This is a genomic window from Arthrobacter endolithicus, from assembly GCF_026627425.1.
Taxonomy (GTDB): domain Bacteria; phylum Actinomycetota; class Actinomycetes; order Actinomycetales; family Micrococcaceae; genus Arthrobacter_M.
On record NZ_JAPNLH010000006.1, the window covers coordinates 62,282 to 77,889 of the forward strand.

Genomic DNA, 15,608 nt, shown 5'->3' on the forward strand with positions numbered 1-15,608 from the left:
AGTGACATCCGCACAACGCACCGAACCGCAGCCGAAGCCGCAGGTCAGCACTGAGCCTACGAGCCAACCCAGGGCGCGTGCCAGCGCGGGGGGTCGGGCACAGACGAAGCCGCTGACAATCTTGATTGCCGCAGACACCTATGCTCCTCAGATCAATGGTGCGGCGATGTTCTGCTATCGACTGGCCAAGGGACTGACCGGCCGCGGACACGACGTCCATGTGCTCGCCTGCCGCGCCGACAAGGGCAAAAGTTTTACCGAAGTCCGTGAAGAAGGGCAAGTACACCGGTTGCGGGCGCATTCGGTGCCGACTCACGAATATTTTCGGGTCTGCCTTCCCTGGGAAATCAAAAAGGACATCGCGCTGCTCTTTGACCGGATCAAGCCTGACGTTGTGCATGTCCAGAGTCATTACATGATCGGTGAGCAGGTCGTCTATGAAGCCCAGCGCCGCGGTATCCGGATTGTGGCCACTAACCACTTCATGCCAGCGAACCTGAATCCCTTCCTGCCATTCCCGCAGTGGCTCAAAAACATTATCGCCCGTGTTTCCTGGCGGGACATGGGCAAGGTGATGGGCCGCGCAGATGTTGTCACCACACCCACTCCCTTGGCGGCCAAGGCCATGGTGGAGCACGCCTTCCTGTACCGGGTGCTGCCGCTGTCCAACGGCATAGACTCCGCCGCTTATGAGCTTCAACCTGGCGAAGTGGTTGAGCGCCATCGGTACCCTACCGTTCTCTTTGCCGGTCGGTTGGCGGAAGAAAAGCATGTCGATGTCCTGATCGACGCGGTGGCCAAGACGCCGGCTGGGCTCAACGTCCATTTGGAAATTGTAGGCGGCGGCGAGGTGAAGGCTGCCCTCCGGATGCAGGCCGAACGTCTGGGTCTGAAGGACCGGGTGAAGTTTTTCGGGCTGGCCAGGGACGAAGACCTGCGCAAGGCCTATATCCAGGCGGATCTCTTCTGCATGCCGGGAACCGCCGAACTGCAGTCGCTGGTCACGCTGGAAGCCATGAGCGCTTCCACCCCCGTGGTGTTGGCCGATGCCATGGCGCTTCCGCATCTGGTGGACCAGGGAGTCAACGGATACCTGTTCACACCCGGAGACAGTGCCGACCTGGCCCGCAAGATCACGACTATTCTGCAGCTCCCGGCACAGGAACGGGCCGCCATGGGGGAGGCCAGCCACGAGATGGTCGAAAAGCACAGCATCGCCCAAACGCTGGATACCTTCGAGGACCTGTATCGCGGGGGCACGTACGACGATTATGCTGATTCGCCCTGAAAGTGGAGATCGGCGCGGCCAATGTGCGGATCGTGACCGACGACTATTAGGATGGCCTTGTCAGTCATTCATCCGACGGACTTGGGGCTATAGCTCAGCTGGTTAGAGCGCGGGACTCATAATCCTTAGGTCCTCGGTTCAAGTCCGAGTAGCCCTACTACGAACACACGCAAGGCCCGATCCCCTTGGGGACCGGGCCTTGCGCAATTTACTTGTGATTTGTTTGCCTACCTACGCACCTAGGGTGCGGGTGGGGAGGCCGGGTAACCGGCATATGGCTGAGAGGGACCCTGACCATAGGCCGAGGAGGTGGCGCTGCCCTCCGGTGGCAGCGATCCGCCGGCCAGTCGCACCAGTTCCGCGGTGTTTTGGGCGGTCTTGATGCTGGCCAGCAAAGATTCCAAGCCGATCCGGATGAAGACTAGGTAAAGTAGTCCCACCAAGGGCCCGAGGATGAGTAAGACGACTACACCCAAAAATGCGTTAGCTCTGAAGGACGAGATGACGAAGATCAAATATCCCAGCGCGATAATCACCATTGCAAGGATGTAAACGATTTTCGCCACAGTCGGCGCAATGTACCTGTTGAAACTCAGGTCAAAAAGACTTTTCATAAATTTCCCCCTATTGACACGTGCGGTGAGGCCGGCCGGGTCGCTGAATGGACAGCCCCGGCAGTAAATAAGTACTGCCATCTGGGCAGTACTCTCCAGAGCATACTCGGCGGCCGCCTTCGCAGGGGAAGTGAAGTCATTTGTTGGAGCTGGCAGGGGAAGACTTTGCTGTCGCGGGCCATGTACGGTATGTTACTGATGAGTAACAAGCTCCAAACCGCTGATCCGCGAAGTAACCTCAGATCACCATTGATCACGAGCGAAGGAACGCCGATGCCCAAGGCCATTGACCTCAATAATCTCCCCTACGCCGATGGCGATTTCTATTCATTCGAGGATCTCCTCACGGGCGCGGAGCGTGAGCGCCTGCAGGAGGTCCGGGATTTTCTGACCAAGGAAGTCCGTCCGATTGCCGTGGACTGCTGGAACCGGGCCGAATTCCCGATGGACATTATTCCGAAGCTGGCCGAACTGGACATGGTAAGTCCCGTCCGCCGGCAGGGGTATTCAAATGTCTTTGCCGGTATGGTGCACGCGGAATTCACTCGCGCTGATGCCTCCATTGCCACATTTATGGGGGTCCACGACGGGCTGTTCACCGGTTCCATCGAGGAACTCGCGTCCGAGGAGCAGAAGGCCGCTTGGCTGCCGGACATCTACGCGCTGAAGAAAATCGGGGCCTTCGGACTGACCGAACCGTTGGGTGGATCGGACGTTGCCGGCGGGACCAGGACCACTGCCCAGCGCGACGGCGACAGCTGGATCCTCAACGGCGCCAAGCGGTGGATCGGGAACGCGACCTTTTCGGACTGGGTGGTAATTTTTGCCCGCGACGTAGCGGACAACCAGGTCAAGGGCTTTCTGGTGGATACGAAGTCCGACGGTTATGCAGCGACCAAGATTGAGAACAAGATTTCCTTGCGGACGGTCCAGAATGCCGATATCACGCTGACCAATGTGGTGGTTTCGGATGACTTCAAATTGGCCGGGTCGAACAGCTTCCGGGACACGAACAAGGTGCTGAAGGTGACCAGGCTGGGCGTAGCGTGGCAGGCTGTGGGTCAGCAACTCGCTGCCTTCGACGTTGCGCGCAGGTATGCGGTTGAGCGCCAGCAGTTCGGGCGACCGTTGGCGTCCTTCCAGCTGGTCCAGGATCAGCTGGTCCAGATTCTGGGTAATGCGGTCAGCTCGATGGGTATGATGATCCGGCTCGCGCAGCTGGAGGACGCGGGCGTGGCCAAGGACGAGCAGTCAACGCTGGCCAAGGCCTTCACCACGGCACGTATGCGAGAGAGCGTTGCCTTAGGCCGCAGCATCCTGGGCGGGAACGGCATTGTCACGGACTACGGGATGGCAAAGATTTTCGCCGATGCCGAGGCGATCTATTCCTACGAGGGCACGCACGAAATCAACACCCTCGTGACAGGTAGGGCCATTACAGGTGTTTCCGCAATCGTTTAGGGCGGATGGAGCGGCAGCAGGACTGAGGGCCGCCGGTCGAGGATAAACTGCAGCGGGTCCAGGTAGTGTTCGCCCTGCCGCACGCCCCAGTGCAGGCAGCCCGCCGGCGAGCAGTGGCCGCTGACTGCCAGGACGCCGACAGGCTGACCGATAATTACGGAGGTTCCTGCCGTCAGCGGGCTGTCCACAGGTTCGAAGCTGCTGCGAAGTCCAGGTGCGTGTTCAACGGTGAGGACGGGGCGGTCGACCACCCAGCCGGAGAAGACCACTGTTCCACTTGCTGGCGCCAGGATCGGGGTCCCCGAAGTCGCCGCTAGATCGATACCTCGATGTCCGGCCAGCCACGGCCGGGCAGGGGGATCAAATTTCCGGATGAGCCAAGGGCGGGGATCGACCGGCCAGCGCCAACCGGCCTTCGACGGTGCAGAAAGCGCAGCGTTGCCTGCGTGGGCCGCAGGGACGATCCCGGCGAGGGGGAGCGCCAGCTGCAGCAGCGCTGCTCCCAACGCCAGGCCTCGAAGTCCGGCAGACCGCCGTCGTGCATTCATGCACTCAGCTTCCCGCCTGCCCGCGCACAGTGGCAGCCCCGCTCGCTGGTTTGTGCATCAATGAACCTTCGCCGCACCTGTGGAGGATCAAAGGGCGCATGCCACAGACGACCGGGCTGCAGGCGGTACAGGACAGGTCAGGACTGCGAAGGGTCAGGCATCGCTGTAGTAGGATGAAAGAAGCAGTCTGCTGTGCAGGCTGACTACGCGTGCCCGAACCGCTATGGAAACAAGCGGACGGCGTCTCTTTCGGTCCGAGGGTCAGTAACTGATTCCCGGGTAGGGACGCTCTGGGCGCCAGGAGCAAGCCCCAGCAGAAATGTCTGCGGGGGTACGAGGCTAACAACCGTTAAATCATAGAAGGAGCGCCGGCATGCCCGTCGTAACCATGCGCCAGCTGCTTGACAGCGGCGTCCACTTTGGACACCAGACCCGCCGTTGGAACCCGAAGATGAAGCGTTTCATCTTCACGGAGCGCAACGGCATCTACATCATTGATCTGCAGCAGTCGCTGTCCTACATCGACCGTGCCTACGAATTTGTGAAGGCCACCGTCACTCACGGCGGAACCGTCCTTTTCGTGGGGACCAAGAAGCAGGCGCAGGAGGCCATTGCCGACCAGGCCACCCGCGTTGGCCAGCCGTACGTGAACCAGCGCTGGTTGGGCGGTATGCTCACCAACTTCCAGACCGTCGCCAAGCGCATCCAGCGGATGAAGGAACTCGAAGAGATTGACTTCGACGACGTTGCGTCCTCGGGCCACACCAAGAAGGAACTGCTGCTGCTGCGCCGCGAGCTGACCAAGCTGCAGACCAACCTGGGCGGTATCCGCAACCTGACGAAGGCTCCGTCCGTCGTCTGGATTGTTGACACGAAGAAAGAACACCTCGCCATTGACGAGGCCAAGAAGCTGAACATCCCGGTTGTCGCCATCCTGGACACCAACTGCGATCCTGACGAGGTCGACTTCCCGATTCCGGGTAACGACGACGCGATCCGCTCCGTAAATCTGCTGACCCGCGTGGTTGCTGATGCCATCGCTGAAGGCCTGATGGCCCGGAACAACAAGGCGTCGGGCAATACCGAGGCACCCGTGGAGCCGATGGCCGAGTGGGAGCGCGAGCTGCTGGTTGGTGCCGAGGCTACGGAAGGCGAAGCAAAGGCCGCTCCCGCTGAAGATGCAGCCGCTGCCGCCGAGACCCCAGCCGAGCAGGCGCCCGTCGAGGCTCCGGCCACCGAGGCTGCTGCCGTTGAAGCTCCGGCAACGGAAGCTGCTCCGACCGTCTCCGAAGAGACGACCGAGGGCAAGTAACTCCCTGGTGCTGCCGGGATACCTTTCGGTATTCCGGCAGCGCCATCTGCGCTCCGCGCAGCTTTGCCCGATTAGCGGGCCCTCAGCAATTGGCCCGATTAGCGGGCCCTCAGCAATTGGCACAAGAAAAGATTAGAAAGAGGAGTTCACTATGGCGAATTACACCGCTGCTGATATCAAGGCTCTGCGCGAGCGCACGGGCGCTGGCATGATGGACGTCAAGAAGGCTCTCGACGAGGCCAACGGTGATGCGGAAAAGGCCATGGAGCTCATTCGTATTAAAGGCCTGAAGGGCGCCACCAAGCGCGAAGGACGCTCCACCGCAGAGGGCCTCGTTGCCGCTGCTGTCAACGGCGGCGTTGGCGTCATGGTGGAAGTCAATTGCGAAACCGACTTTGTCGCCAAGGCCGGACCTTTCATTGAGTTCTCCAAGAAGGTCCTTGCTGCAGCGTTTGATTCCGGCGCGTCTGACGTCGATGGCCTGCTGGCGCACACCGTGGATGGCAAGCCGCTGTCCGAACTCGTGATCGAGGCCGGAGCACTGCTGGGCGAGAAGGTTGCCGTCCGCCGCATTGCCCGCATCGAAGGCAAGACCGTCGATGCATACCTGCACAAGACCTCCAAGGACCTTCCGGCCCAGGTTGGCGTGCTGTTCGCAGTCGACGGCGAAGGGGATGCCGCCGCGGAAGCCGCCCACGACATCGCCGTGCACATCGCTGCATACTCGCCCACCTACCTGACCCGCGACGAGGTTCCGGCAGACCTGGTCGAGAGCGAGCGTCGCATTGCGGACGAAACCGCACGCGCCGAGGGCAAGCCCGAGGCCGCCATGAGCAAGATTGTTGAGGGACGCCTGACGGGCTTCTTCAAGGAGAGCGTTCTGGTTGACCAGTCGTTTGCGAAGGATGCGAAGAAAAGCGTCGCCCAGGTTCTCACCGAGGCTTCAGTCAAAGCTACTGCGTTCGCCCGCTTCCGTGTCGGTGCGTAGCCCACGGAGCTGGTAATGCGGAGCTGGTAATGCCAAGGGGGCGGTCACTGCGGTGGCCGCCCCCTTGGCATGAGGAAGCTAAAATCTTAGAAGCCCATCGGATCAGACCGGACTTCGGGACGCAAGACATCAAGGCATAATGTCAAAGGCGCCAGCGCCAAATGGAAGGCGATATGAGCATCGATAATCTAGTTTCCACTGCCGGTTCGACACCCGTGCCTGCTACCCGCCGGGAGCCGCTGGGCGGGCACGCTGAGCCGCGCCGCCGCGTGCTCCTGAAGCTCTCCGGTGAAGTCTTCGGGGGCGGCAAGCTGGGCGTTGACCCGGACACTGTTCGCGGTATCGCCGAACAGATTGCCAGCACCAACGGCACCGTAGAAGTGGCCATAGTTGTTGGCGGCGGCAATTTCTTCCGCGGTGCTGAACTGGCGCAAAGCGGTATGGACCGGTCGCGTGCGGACTATATGGGGATGCTCGGCACGGTGATGAATTGCCTGGCACTGCAGGACTTCCTGGAGCAGGCCGGGGTGGAAACGCGGGTGCAGAGCGCCATCAGCATGGGACAGGTAGCCGAGGCTTACATTCCCCGCCGCGCCATCCGCCACCTGGAGAAGGGGCGGGTAGTAATTTTCGGCGCGGGTGCGGGACTGCCGTACTTTTCCACGGACACGGTGGCCGCCCAGCGTGCGCTGGAGGTGCATGCCGACTTGGTGCTGATGGCTAAGAACGGTGTTGACGGCGTCTATACAGCCGATCCGAAAAAGGATCCATTGGCGCACAAACTGGACAGGCTGACTTACGACGAGGCCATCCAGCGGGATTTGCGGGTGATGGATCAGACGGCGCTGAGCCTGTGCAAGGACAACAACGTCACCATGCTTGTTTTCGGTATGGAGGGCGAAGGCAACGTTGCCCGGGCCATCCTGGGCGAAGAGCTGGGTACGCTGGTCACACCCTGAACGAGGTCCTTGCTGGCTCCACGCTAGGATGAAGTCAGGACATCGGCGGGCGAAGCGCGGTTCCGGGGAACCGGAAAGGCTAACGCCCGCGCTAAAGCATCAATTTTTTCGAGGGAGAGACTGTGATCGACGAAACCTTGCTGGAGGCCGAAGAAAAGATGGACAAGGCTGTTGAGGTGGCGAAGGAGGATTTCGCTTCGATCCGCACGGGGCGGGCAAATCCAGGCCTGTTCTCGAAGGTCCTCGTGGAGTATTACGGGTCGCCGACGCCGTTGCAGCAGCTGGCGTCCTTTGCCGTGCCTGAGGCCCGCACGCTGCTGATCACTCCCTTTGATAAGACATCGCTGAGCGCCATCGAGCGCGCGCTAAGCAACTCCGACGTAGGCGCCAACCCGTCTAACGACGGCAATGTGATCCGCATTGTGATGCCGGAGCTGACCCAGGAGCGCCGCCGCGAGTACGTGAAGATTGTCCGCAGCAAGGGCGAGGACGCCAAAGTGTCGATCCGCAATATCCGCCGGAAGGCCAAGGAAGGCCTGGATAGGATCGTCAAGGATGGCGATGCAGGCGAAGACGAGGGTTCCCGTGCCGAAAAGGAATTGGACGCCCTGACCAAAGCCCACACGGACAATATCGACGACCTGCTTAAGCGAAAAGAAGCGGAGCTCCTCGAGGTCTAATGAGCGATTTACCGCCTCCGGGACCCGGCTCCGGCTCGGCCGGATCTTCAGGACCAGGAGCTGCCGGCCCGGAATCTAGCTTTCCCTCCCGGCGTTCCTTGCGAAACGCCGAGCGCTTCCGGGACAGCAGACCGGCGGGTAAATCCGCCGGCCGTTCAGCTGACGGCGTGCCGAAGGTTCCCACGGCTGCGTCACCGATTGTGCCGCTGCCACCCGAGGCGTCCGCCGTTCCGCTTCGCGGGCAGCTGCCGGAGGCCCGGGTTAACGATGCCCTTGCCAGTAATGCTGCCGTCGGAACCCATGGATTTGAACCGGCCGTCCCGGCTGCCGGCGCGTTACCGCTCGGGCCCGAGACGGAGAAGGCTGCGAAGCGGAGGCCGTCCGCGGGCCGGGACCTGCCGGCAGCCGTCGCCGTCGGTCTGACCATGCTCGTCGTCGTGCTGGGAGGGCTGCTGATTTACCCGGTGGCTTTCGTCGTCATCGTGACAGTCTTTGCCGGCTTTGGTGTCTGGGAATTTAGCCGCGCCCTGCTGCAGCGCGGTATCGCCGTACCCGTTGCGCCGGTAATGATTGGCACCGTTGCCATGCCCGCGTCGGCCTATTTCTCCGGCGCGGAAGGGCTGTTGTTTGCCCTGGTAGCCAGCGCAACGGCGGTGCTCATCTGGCGCTGTCTGGACCCTGCGGAGGGCGCCATCCAGAGTGTTTTTGCCGGCGTTTTTGCGCTGACCTGGATTCCGTTTTTCATCAGTTTCGTCTTTCTGCTGCTGCGCGGCGCGGACGGGCCGACGACGGGCATCACCTGGGACCTGTCGCAGCCGCGGACCGGTGCGCTGCAGGTGGCGATCATGCTCATGCTGGTGGTGGCGAACGATACCTTCGGTTATCTGGTGGGGGCGTTGTTCGGTAAGCACCCGATGGCACCGAAAATCAGTCCGAAGAAATCCTGGGAGGGCTTTGCCGGTTCGGCCGGCGGTGCCATTGTGCTGGCCGTCCCGGCGACCGTCTTCCTTCTCAACGCGCCGTGGTGGGTAGGGTTGGTTCTGGCCTTAGCCATGGTGGCCGCCGCAACTGCAGGTGATTTCGCCGAATCCATGATCAAACGCGAACTGGGGGTGAAGGATATGAGCAGTATTCTTCCCGGACATGGCGGCGTCATGGACCGGCTGGATTCGATCCTTTTCGCGGCTCCGGCGGCGTTCCTCGTCTTCACTTTGCTGGGCCGATAAAATTGCCGGGCCGGTAAGATTCCCCGGTAGAATATCCGCAGAGATTAGTGTGGAGCCTGCCGCGCCGCGGACACGGACTTCACCGGTGACTGAATCGAACGACTGACAAAAGGAATGACTGTGACCGTGGACAATCAGCAGCGGACAAGCACTTCTTTTGTTCGTGTGGGTCGCAGCGAGCTCGGCTATAGCACCAAGCAGGTTGACGTGTTCCTGCGCCGGGCACGTGCCTATTACACCTCACAGGACGCAGAGCAAAAGGCCTTGACCAGCCGAGACGTGCGGTCCGTGTCGTTCGATCCGGTCAGGGGTGGCTACGAGGCGCTGGCTGTTGACGCCGCCCTGGATCGTTTGGAGGACGTTTTTGCCCAGCGGGAGCGGGACGAGCTGGTCAGCAGCCAGGGCGAAGAAGCGTGGCTGCTGCAGATCGGCCGTATGTCCTCGGTGCTGCGGGCGCGCCTGCACCGCGGCGACGGCGAGCGGTTCCGCCGGCCAAAGGGCAAGAAGGCCTGCAGCTACAACGTAGCCGAGGTGGACCTGCTATGCCATGATTTGCTCGCCTACTTTGAAGCGGACAAGTCGATGAGCGTTGACCTCGTCCGGCGGGCGGTGTTCGCTCCGGCGAAGGGCGTGAGCGGATATGAGGAGAGCCAGGTGGATGCCTTCCTGGATCGCGTGGTTGAGCTGATGGCCTCCGTCGACTAGCAGAAGGGCAGGGCCAGCGCGGATCTCCGTGCAGGTCCTGCCCTTCTGCTCGTTAGCGGGCGCAATTCACCCTGAACGCAATTCTGATCGAACGCATCTGTCATTGGGCGCAGCGGTCAGCAAGCCTGTTCCGCCCGCGGGAAGTCAGTGGTGATGCCCGGCCGGGTTTTGGAGTGCGGGAACCGAAGGGCTGTGGGCGCCGTGTTCTCCGTGCGGGACTGCATGCAGCCCGGCGGTGGTGGCGGCCAGGCCCGGTGTTGCCACGGCCGCGACAAGCACGGCGGCGGCGAACATCGCCGCCAGCAGTCGTCCGGCCGGTGGAGCCTTGAGCTGAGCAGGCTCCGAAGGCGCCGCAGCCGTCGGCTGGTCCGGTCCGCCTCTGCGGCGCAGCCAGCCGACGGAGCCCAGAATTGCCAGCTCCAGTACGACGGCGCACGCGGAGCTGCGGTCGAACGTCCGGTTAGCTGCCGGCAACTGCCACAGGCCGTAAATAATTGCTCCCAGTTGGAGGGCCACCGCTGCCGGCAACAGCCTGCCGGTCAGCAGCGGCCAGACGGGGGCGCCCCGGCGCAATGACCCGATGGACCACAGCAGCAGGCAAAGAGCCCAAGCGCCAACAACAACCGCAGCCGCAACCCCAAGGGCAGCAGCCGCCGTCGTACTCCCGGACTGCGCTGCCGTTGACCCGGCTTCCTGGACGGCGGCGGCAACGAGGTTGGAGCTCAGCCCAAAGATGACCGCCGCCGCGCCGATACCCGCGAAACCGGTGAAGAGCCGGACCGCTTCCGGGAGCAAAGCGGCCGTGCCGGAGGAACCGGCGCCGGCAACATTTCCGGAAAGCTCACGGTGCGCAGTAGCGGCGGACATGGTTATACAGTCTGCGCGGCAGTGGAGCGGCGCGCTACGGACTTGTCCTGCGAGAGCCCGACGCCCAGCAGCAGAACGGCGCTGGCCAGGTGCAGGACGTTGTCCGCACCGTTGAGGGCGATGATGTTCAGCGAACTGCCGAGCAGGAACAGGCCTACGATACCAACGAGCAGGTAGACCGCACCCACGGTGGTGTTCACGCCCTTGGCAGAGGGGATGGATGTCAGGCCGGCGATCAGCAGCGCTGCGCCGATCGCGAGGTGGATGATGTTGTGCAGGGGATTGACGGCGAAGATGATGAGATTCTGACCCTCGGTGGCGAAGAAACCGACTCCGGATGTGACGAAGAATCCGAGGATACCCACCAGAAGGTAGACGGCACCGAAGATCGTGGCAATCAGCCTGTTGGGTGAAGTACGCATGAGGAAAAACCTTCCGTAGCGGGATCCGCAGCACGGCGGTTCCCGGGGGTGTCGACAGTTCCAAGCGGAACGTGCACCCATAGTTCGCTGCCCTGACGGTAATGGATTGGCGCTCACTCTGGAATTCTTCTGCACGCCAGCCGTGTGGATCCCGACGGCTGCCTTTGCCCGCTGGGCCTTACCCGGCGGGGCGGGGCCCGCGCTGCAGCAGCGGATTGAGCCGGAAGGGGATCAACTCACCCATGGCCAGCGACGTATCAGTCCTTTCAACGCCGTCGCAGGCCTGAATTTTGCCATTGATCCGAAAGAGGTCTTCGGCGTCCGTGCAGACCACCCGGACCAACAAGTCGGCGGCGCCGGTGAGCCCGAAGGCCTCAACCACCTCGGGAATCTGTGCCAGCGAATTGGTCAGCACGCCAAGCTTGTGCTGCTGGACATGGATGGAGATGAAGGCCAGCAGGGGGTAACCCAGAGGGACGGGATTGATCCGCCGCTCGAAGGAGAGAAAGACGTTCCGCGACTCCAATGCCGCCATCCGCGCCTGGACGGTATTGCGCGAGAGCCCCAGCTTCTGTGCCAGCGCCACCACGGTGCGCCGCGGGTCTTTGGCCAGTTCCAGCAGGAGCCGCAGGTCGGTACCATCGGGGGTTTGCATAGTGCGCAACAATAGCACGGAGAAGGGGAGCAAAATGGTGCATTTTGCTCAGTTTCACGGCTCCCGGTTGAACCTTCCGACTCCTGTGAGTAGGGTCACACTACATACGGGCAAGGGAGCCTGGATGCAGCCGCGCGGCCACAAACCGCAGACTGGGACCGGCCGGGGACCACAATTTCCCGGGTCTGTCAGGACAACAGATAAAGGTTGTGTGTAACTGTGTTGAAGGACAAAACAGCCCCGACCGCGGGCTTTGCGGAGCCGGACATGATCCAGCTCGTCACCGCAACGGGAGCCCGGGTCAGCCACCCGGATTTTGACCGCTGGCTGGAGGACATTGACGCCGACCGTCTTGGTGCACTCTATGAGGACATGGTGGTCATCCGCAGGATCGATACCGAGGCTACGCACCTCCAGCGTCAGGGCGAACTGGCGCTGTGGCCTCCGCTGCTCGGTCAGGAAGCTGCACAGATCGGCTCCGGGCGTGCCCTGCGCAGAGATGACTTTGTCTTTTCCAGCTACCGCGAGAACGGCGTTGCGTACTGCCGGGGCGTGGACCTGACGGACCTGCTGCGCGTGTGGCGCGGAAATGTCTCCTCCGGCTGGGATCCATTTGAGATCAACATGGCGACGCCGCAAATCATCATCGGTGCCCAGACGCTGCACGCCACCGGTTACGCGCTGGGAATCCAGAACGACGGCGCGGACTGCGCCGCGATCACCTACTTCGGTGACGGCGCTGTGAGCCAGGGAGATGTCAATGAGGCGCTTGTTTTTGCGGCCAGTTTCCAGGTACCGGTGGTCTTCTTCTGTCAGAACAACCACTGGGCCATTTCCGAACCCGTCGGACTGCAAAGCCACGTTCCGATCGCGGACCGCGCCCCGGGCTTCGGCATTCCGTCGCTGCGGGTTGACGGCAATGATGTGCTTGCGGTCCTGGCAGCCACCCGGATTGCCCTGAACCGCGCCCGGACCGGTGGCGGGCCGACCTTCATCGAGGCGGTCACCTACCGGATGGGCCCACACACGACGGCGGATGATCCGACCCGTTACCGGGACGCCAATGAGCTGGAGGATTGGGCGGCCAAAGATCCCATCACCCGGCTGGAGGCGCTGTTGACGCACGCAGGCCTATTCACACCGGAATTGCAGGCCGCCGTCGCCGCCACGGCCGACGCGGTTGCCAAGGAAATGCGGGCCGGCTGCATTGGCCTGCCGGAACCGGAACCGATGGACGTTTTCGACAATGTTTACAGCACGCCAAACTCCTGGCTGGAGCGCCAGCGGGATCACTATTCCCGCTATCTGGACACTCTTGCCGATGCGGAAGGGAGCAACTGATGTCCACCATGACATTTAGCCGTGCCATCAATGCCGGTCTGCGCAAGGCGATGGATGACGACCCGAAGGTCCTGCTGATGGGCGAGGACATCGGCAAACTCGGCGGAGTGTTCCGCATTACCGATGGGCTGCAAAAAGATTTCGGCGCCCGACGGGTCGTCGATACGCCCCTTGCCGAATCTGCCATTCTGGGTACCGCCGTCGGCCTTGCCTACCGCGGCTACCGACCGGTCTGCGAAATTCAGTTTGACGGTTTTATCTACCCGGCCTTTGACCAGATCGTGGCGCAGGTCGCCAAGCTGCATTACCGCACGCAGGGCAAGGTCAAGATGCCGATCACCATCCGGGTCCCGTTCGGTGGAGGTATCGGCTCCCCGGAGCACCACTCCGAATCCCCGGAGGCGTACTTCACCCACACCTCGGGGCTGCGGGTCATCAGTGTGTCCAACCCGCAGGACGCCTATTCGATGATCCGCCAGGCCATTGCGTGCGACGACCCGGTGCTGTACTTCGAACCGAAGCGGCGGTACCACACCAAGGGCGAAGTCAACGAGAATCAGGACCTGGCACAGATGCCCTCGATGGAAAGTGCTCAGGTGGTGGTGCCGGGAACGGATGTCACGCTGGTGACCTATGGGCCGCTGGTGCAGACCGCACGGGAGGCCGCCATGGCCGCAGCGGATGAAGGGATCTCCATCGAGGTAATTGATCTGCGCTCGCTGGCACCCCTTGACTTCGCCCCGCTGGAGGCCTCGGTTCGCCGGACCGGCCGTCTGGTGATTACGCACGAAGCCGCGCAGTCCGGCGGTTTGGGGGCGGAGATCGCGGCCAGCATCACGGAGCGCTGCTTCTCCTACCTTGAGGCAGCGCCGGTGCGCGTCACGGGCTTTGATATCCCGTACCCGGCGTCGAAGTTGGAGAAGCATCATCTGCCGGACCTGGACCGGATTCTGGACGGCGTGGATCGCGCGCTGGGCCGGCCGAACTCGCTGAGCGGACTGGAAGGGTGAGGATGATCAAGGAATTCAGGCTTCCGGATCTGGGCGAAGGCCTGACGGAATCCGAGATTGTGGCATGGAAGGTTGCGGTGGGGGATACCGTCGCGCTGAACCAGGTGATTGCCGAGGTGGAGACCGCCAAAGCCGTGGTGGAGCTGCCTTCGCCGTATGCCGGAGTGATCGCGAAACTGCACGAGCAGCCCGGCACCGTGGTGGAGGTCGGGTCCCCGATCGTCTCCTTTGAGTTGCCGGGCCTCGATGACGGCGGCAGCGTCGGTGCCGCCGGCGGCGGAGGATCGGCGGCGGTCGGCCAAGCGAATTCTGCCGAGCTCGTGGAAACCACGGACGCAAAGCGGATCCCCACCCTCGTCGGGTACGGCGCAGAAGTGGAAAAGGGCGGCCGGCCGGTGCGCCGCCGTCGTACGATTTCGTCCGGTGATCGATCAGTACCGTCCGCGGGTGCGGGGAGTTCCAACGACGCACCAGCTCAAACTACTGCATCTGTACCTGCATCTGCACCTGCACCTGCACCTGCGGCCGCGGCCGCAGCCGTCGCCGGAGAGCGTCCGCGCTCAACGCCTCCGGTGCGCAAACTGGCGAAGGATCTCGGGGTGAAACTGGCAGCCGTTGCTGGAACGGGTCGCGGGGGGCTCATTGTCCGCGAGGACGTGCTGGCCGCTGCGGATCCTGCCGCGGCCGCCGACGGCCTTGGTCTTGCAGCGGAAAGGGCAACCGATCTCCCTATGCCAGCGGGTGCCGGGCGTGAAACCCGCACCCCCATCAAGGGGGTCCGGAAACATACCGCCGCGGCGATGGTTGCCAGTGCGTTCACCGCTCCGCACGTGAGCGAATTCCTGACCATCGACGTCACTCCGACCATGGAACTGCTGGCAAAGCTCAAGGCTGCCCGGGCTTTTGCCGGATATAAGCTCACCCCGCTGACACTCGTGGCCAAGGCGCTCTGCATTGCAGCGGCGCGGCAGCCATCGGTGAACTCGCGGTGGGATGAGGCAGCAGCTGAAATTGTCACCATGAATTACGTCAACCTCGGCATCGCCGCCGCTACTCCGCGCGGACTCATGGTACCCAATATCAAGGATGCCCAAGGCCTGAGCCTGATGGAGCTGTCCACCGCGCTGACGGAGCTGACGGACACGGCGCGGGCCGGGAAAACCACGCCTGCGGCACTGAGCGGAGGCACCATTTCGATCACGAACATCGGTGTTTTCGGCATTGACGCTGGGACACCGATCCTCAACCCGGGGGAGGCCGCCATTTTGGCCATGGGTGCGGTGCGCCGCCAGCCGTGGGAGTTCAACGGCGGGATCGCCCTGCGTGAGGTGATGACCCTGAGCCTTTCCTTCGACCACCGGCTGGTGGACGGCGAGCAGGGTTCACGGTTCCTGGCCGATATTGGCGCTATCCTGTCGGAACCCGGCATGGTTCTCACCATGATCTGACGCTGCGGCGAAAGGTCGCTAAGTGCCGTCAAAAGCGGCTCATAACGGCACTTAGTGACCTTTGGGGGCGCTGGCTGGGGCTTT

At 62.5% G+C, this 15,608-nt stretch carries 16 protein-coding genes and 1 tRNA gene; 12 read left to right on the forward strand and 5 right to left on the reverse strand.

Annotated features, from left to right (window positions below; translation table 11 throughout):
* The first annotated feature begins 112 nt into the window (after positions 1 to 112).
* Together OS914_RS06950 and OS914_RS06955 are read left to right on the forward strand one after the other, a co-directional pair.
* Positions 113 to 1,288, forward strand: a complete 1,176-nt coding sequence (locus OS914_RS06950) for a glycosyltransferase (RefSeq protein WP_267545465.1) — start codon at positions 113 to 115, stop codon at positions 1,286 to 1,288.
* A gap of 83 nt (positions 1,289 to 1,371) precedes the next feature.
* Positions 1,372 to 1,445 (forward strand) — tRNA-Ile (locus OS914_RS06955).
* Between the two features lie 82 nt (positions 1,446 to 1,527).
* Here OS914_RS06955 and OS914_RS06960 read toward each other — a convergent pair.
* On the reverse strand, positions 1,528 to 1,902 hold the full coding sequence (locus tag OS914_RS06960) for a DUF4282 domain-containing protein (RefSeq protein WP_267545329.1): 375 nt from the start codon (positions 1,900 to 1,902) through the stop codon (positions 1,528 to 1,530).
* A gap of 273 nt (positions 1,903 to 2,175) precedes the next feature.
* On the opposite strand from OS914_RS06960, the gene OS914_RS06965 reads away from it, so the two are divergent.
* On the forward strand, positions 2,176 to 3,363 hold the full coding sequence (locus OS914_RS06965; protein ID WP_267545330.1) for an acyl-CoA dehydrogenase family protein: 1,188 nt from the start codon (positions 2,176 to 2,178) through the stop codon (positions 3,361 to 3,363).
* Here OS914_RS06965 and OS914_RS06970 read toward each other — a convergent pair.
* The gene (locus tag OS914_RS06970; protein WP_267545331.1) at positions 3,360 to 3,911 is read right to left on the reverse strand and encodes a M23 family metallopeptidase; all 552 of its coding nucleotides are present in this window, start codon (positions 3,909 to 3,911) and stop codon (positions 3,360 to 3,362) included. The genes OS914_RS06965 and OS914_RS06970 overlap by 4 nt on opposite strands.
* A 373-nt stretch (positions 3,912 to 4,284) precedes the next feature.
* On the opposite strand from OS914_RS06970, the gene rpsB reads away from it, so the two are divergent.
* The 6 genes from rpsB (at position 4,285) to OS914_RS07000 (ending at position 9,781) form a co-directional block, all read left to right on the forward strand.
* Positions 4,285 to 5,223 carry a 30S ribosomal protein S2 gene (gene rpsB / locus OS914_RS06975; protein WP_267545332.1) on the forward strand — a complete coding sequence of 313 codons (939 nt, stop codon included), beginning with the start codon at positions 4,285 to 4,287 and terminating at the stop codon, positions 5,221 to 5,223.
* 151 nt (positions 5,224 to 5,374) lie between these two features.
* Positions 5,375 to 6,211 carry a translation elongation factor Ts gene (tsf, locus tag OS914_RS06980; protein WP_267545333.1) on the forward strand — a complete coding sequence of 279 codons (837 nt, stop codon included), beginning with the start codon at positions 5,375 to 5,377 and terminating at the stop codon, positions 6,209 to 6,211.
* A 173-nt stretch (positions 6,212 to 6,384) separates the two neighbouring features.
* Complete coding sequence (gene pyrH / locus OS914_RS06985) at positions 6,385 to 7,170, forward strand: UMP kinase (RefSeq protein WP_267545334.1); 786 nt, start codon at positions 6,385 to 6,387, stop codon at positions 7,168 to 7,170.
* Positions 7,171 to 7,292: 122 nt separating this feature from the next.
* Positions 7,293 to 7,850, forward strand: coding sequence for a ribosome recycling factor (gene frr / locus OS914_RS06990; RefSeq protein ID WP_267545335.1), 558 nt, complete (start codon positions 7,293 to 7,295; stop codon positions 7,848 to 7,850).
* 395 nt (positions 7,851 to 8,245) lie between these two features.
* Positions 8,246 to 9,076, forward strand: a complete 831-nt coding sequence (locus OS914_RS06995; RefSeq protein WP_267545466.1) for a phosphatidate cytidylyltransferase — start codon at positions 8,246 to 8,248, stop codon at positions 9,074 to 9,076.
* Positions 9,077 to 9,190: 114 nt separating this feature from the next.
* Positions 9,191 to 9,781 carry a DivIVA domain-containing protein gene (locus tag OS914_RS07000; protein ID WP_267545336.1) on the forward strand — a complete coding sequence of 197 codons (591 nt, stop codon included), beginning with the start codon at positions 9,191 to 9,193 and terminating at the stop codon, positions 9,779 to 9,781.
* A 144-nt stretch (positions 9,782 to 9,925) separates the two neighbouring features.
* Here OS914_RS07000 and OS914_RS07005 read toward each other — a convergent pair whose 3' ends face one another.
* From OS914_RS07005 to OS914_RS07015, 3 genes are all read right to left on the reverse strand, one after another.
* Positions 9,926 to 10,648, reverse strand: a complete 723-nt coding sequence (locus OS914_RS07005) for a hypothetical protein (RefSeq protein ID WP_267545337.1) — start codon at positions 10,646 to 10,648, stop codon at positions 9,926 to 9,928.
* A 2-nt stretch (positions 10,649 to 10,650) separates the two neighbouring features.
* Positions 10,651 to 11,070 carry a DUF4383 domain-containing protein gene (locus tag OS914_RS07010; protein ID WP_267545338.1) on the reverse strand — a complete coding sequence of 140 codons (420 nt, stop codon included), beginning with the start codon at positions 11,068 to 11,070 and terminating at the stop codon, positions 10,651 to 10,653.
* 178 nt (positions 11,071 to 11,248) lie between these two features.
* Complete coding sequence (locus OS914_RS07015; protein ID WP_267545339.1) at positions 11,249 to 11,725, reverse strand: Lrp/AsnC family transcriptional regulator; 477 nt, start codon at positions 11,723 to 11,725, stop codon at positions 11,249 to 11,251.
* A gap of 267 nt (positions 11,726 to 11,992) precedes the next feature.
* Between OS914_RS07015 and pdhA the strand changes: the two genes are divergently transcribed.
* The 3 genes from pdhA to OS914_RS07030 are packed head-to-tail and all read left to right on the forward strand — an operon-like array spanning position 11,993 to position 15,524.
* Positions 11,993 to 13,066 carry a pyruvate dehydrogenase (acetyl-transferring) E1 component subunit alpha gene (gene pdhA / locus OS914_RS07020; protein ID WP_267545467.1) on the forward strand — a complete coding sequence of 358 codons (1,074 nt, stop codon included), beginning with the start codon at positions 11,993 to 11,995 and terminating at the stop codon, positions 13,064 to 13,066.
* Positions 13,066 to 14,076, forward strand: coding sequence for an alpha-ketoacid dehydrogenase subunit beta (locus OS914_RS07025; RefSeq protein WP_267545340.1), 1,011 nt, complete (start codon positions 13,066 to 13,068; stop codon positions 14,074 to 14,076). The genes pdhA and OS914_RS07025 overlap by 1 nt, the downstream gene beginning before the upstream one ends.
* Positions 14,077 to 14,078: 2 nt before the next feature.
* Positions 14,079 to 15,524 carry a dihydrolipoamide acetyltransferase family protein gene (locus OS914_RS07030; protein WP_267545341.1) on the forward strand — a complete coding sequence of 482 codons (1,446 nt, stop codon included), beginning with the start codon at positions 14,079 to 14,081 and terminating at the stop codon, positions 15,522 to 15,524.
* Positions 15,525 to 15,608 lie beyond the last annotated feature (84 nt).

What these genes read in the sequence shown, in the direction of transcription:
- OS914_RS07030 (WP_267545341.1), top strand. Translation starts at nt 14,079, where the DNA reads ATGATCAAGGAATTCAGGCTTCCGGATCTGGGCGAAGGCCTGACGGAA.
- pyrH (WP_267545334.1), top strand. Translation starts at nt 6,385, where the DNA reads ATGAGCATCGATAATCTAGTTTCCACTGCCGGTTCGACACCCGTGCCT.
- OS914_RS07005 (WP_267545337.1), bottom strand. Translation starts at nt 10,648, where the DNA reads ATGTCCGCCGCTACTGCGCACCGTGAGCTTTCCGGAAATGTTGCCGGC.
- OS914_RS07000 (WP_267545336.1), top strand. Translation starts at nt 9,191, where the DNA reads ATGACTGTGACCGTGGACAATCAGCAGCGGACAAGCACTTCTTTTGTT.
- OS914_RS07015 (WP_267545339.1), bottom strand. Translation starts at nt 11,725, where the DNA reads ATGCAAACCCCCGATGGTACCGACCTGCGGCTCCTGCTGGAACTGGCC.
- OS914_RS06970 (WP_267545331.1), bottom strand. Translation starts at nt 3,911, where the DNA reads ATGAATGCACGACGGCGGTCTGCCGGACTTCGAGGCCTGGCGTTGGGA.
- rpsB (WP_267545332.1), top strand. Translation starts at nt 4,285, where the DNA reads ATGCCCGTCGTAACCATGCGCCAGCTGCTTGACAGCGGCGTCCACTTT.
- OS914_RS07010 (WP_267545338.1), bottom strand. Translation starts at nt 11,070, where the DNA reads ATGCGTACTTCACCCAACAGGCTGATTGCCACGATCTTCGGTGCCGTC.
- tsf (WP_267545333.1), top strand. Translation starts at nt 5,375, where the DNA reads ATGGCGAATTACACCGCTGCTGATATCAAGGCTCTGCGCGAGCGCACG.
- OS914_RS06960 (WP_267545329.1), bottom strand. Translation starts at nt 1,902, where the DNA reads ATGAAAAGTCTTTTTGACCTGAGTTTCAACAGGTACATTGCGCCGACT.
- pdhA (WP_267545467.1), top strand. Translation starts at nt 11,993, where the DNA reads ATGATCCAGCTCGTCACCGCAACGGGAGCCCGGGTCAGCCACCCGGAT.
- OS914_RS07025 (WP_267545340.1), top strand. Translation starts at nt 13,066, where the DNA reads ATGTCCACCATGACATTTAGCCGTGCCATCAATGCCGGTCTGCGCAAG.
- OS914_RS06965 (WP_267545330.1), top strand. Translation starts at nt 2,176, where the DNA reads ATGCCCAAGGCCATTGACCTCAATAATCTCCCCTACGCCGATGGCGAT.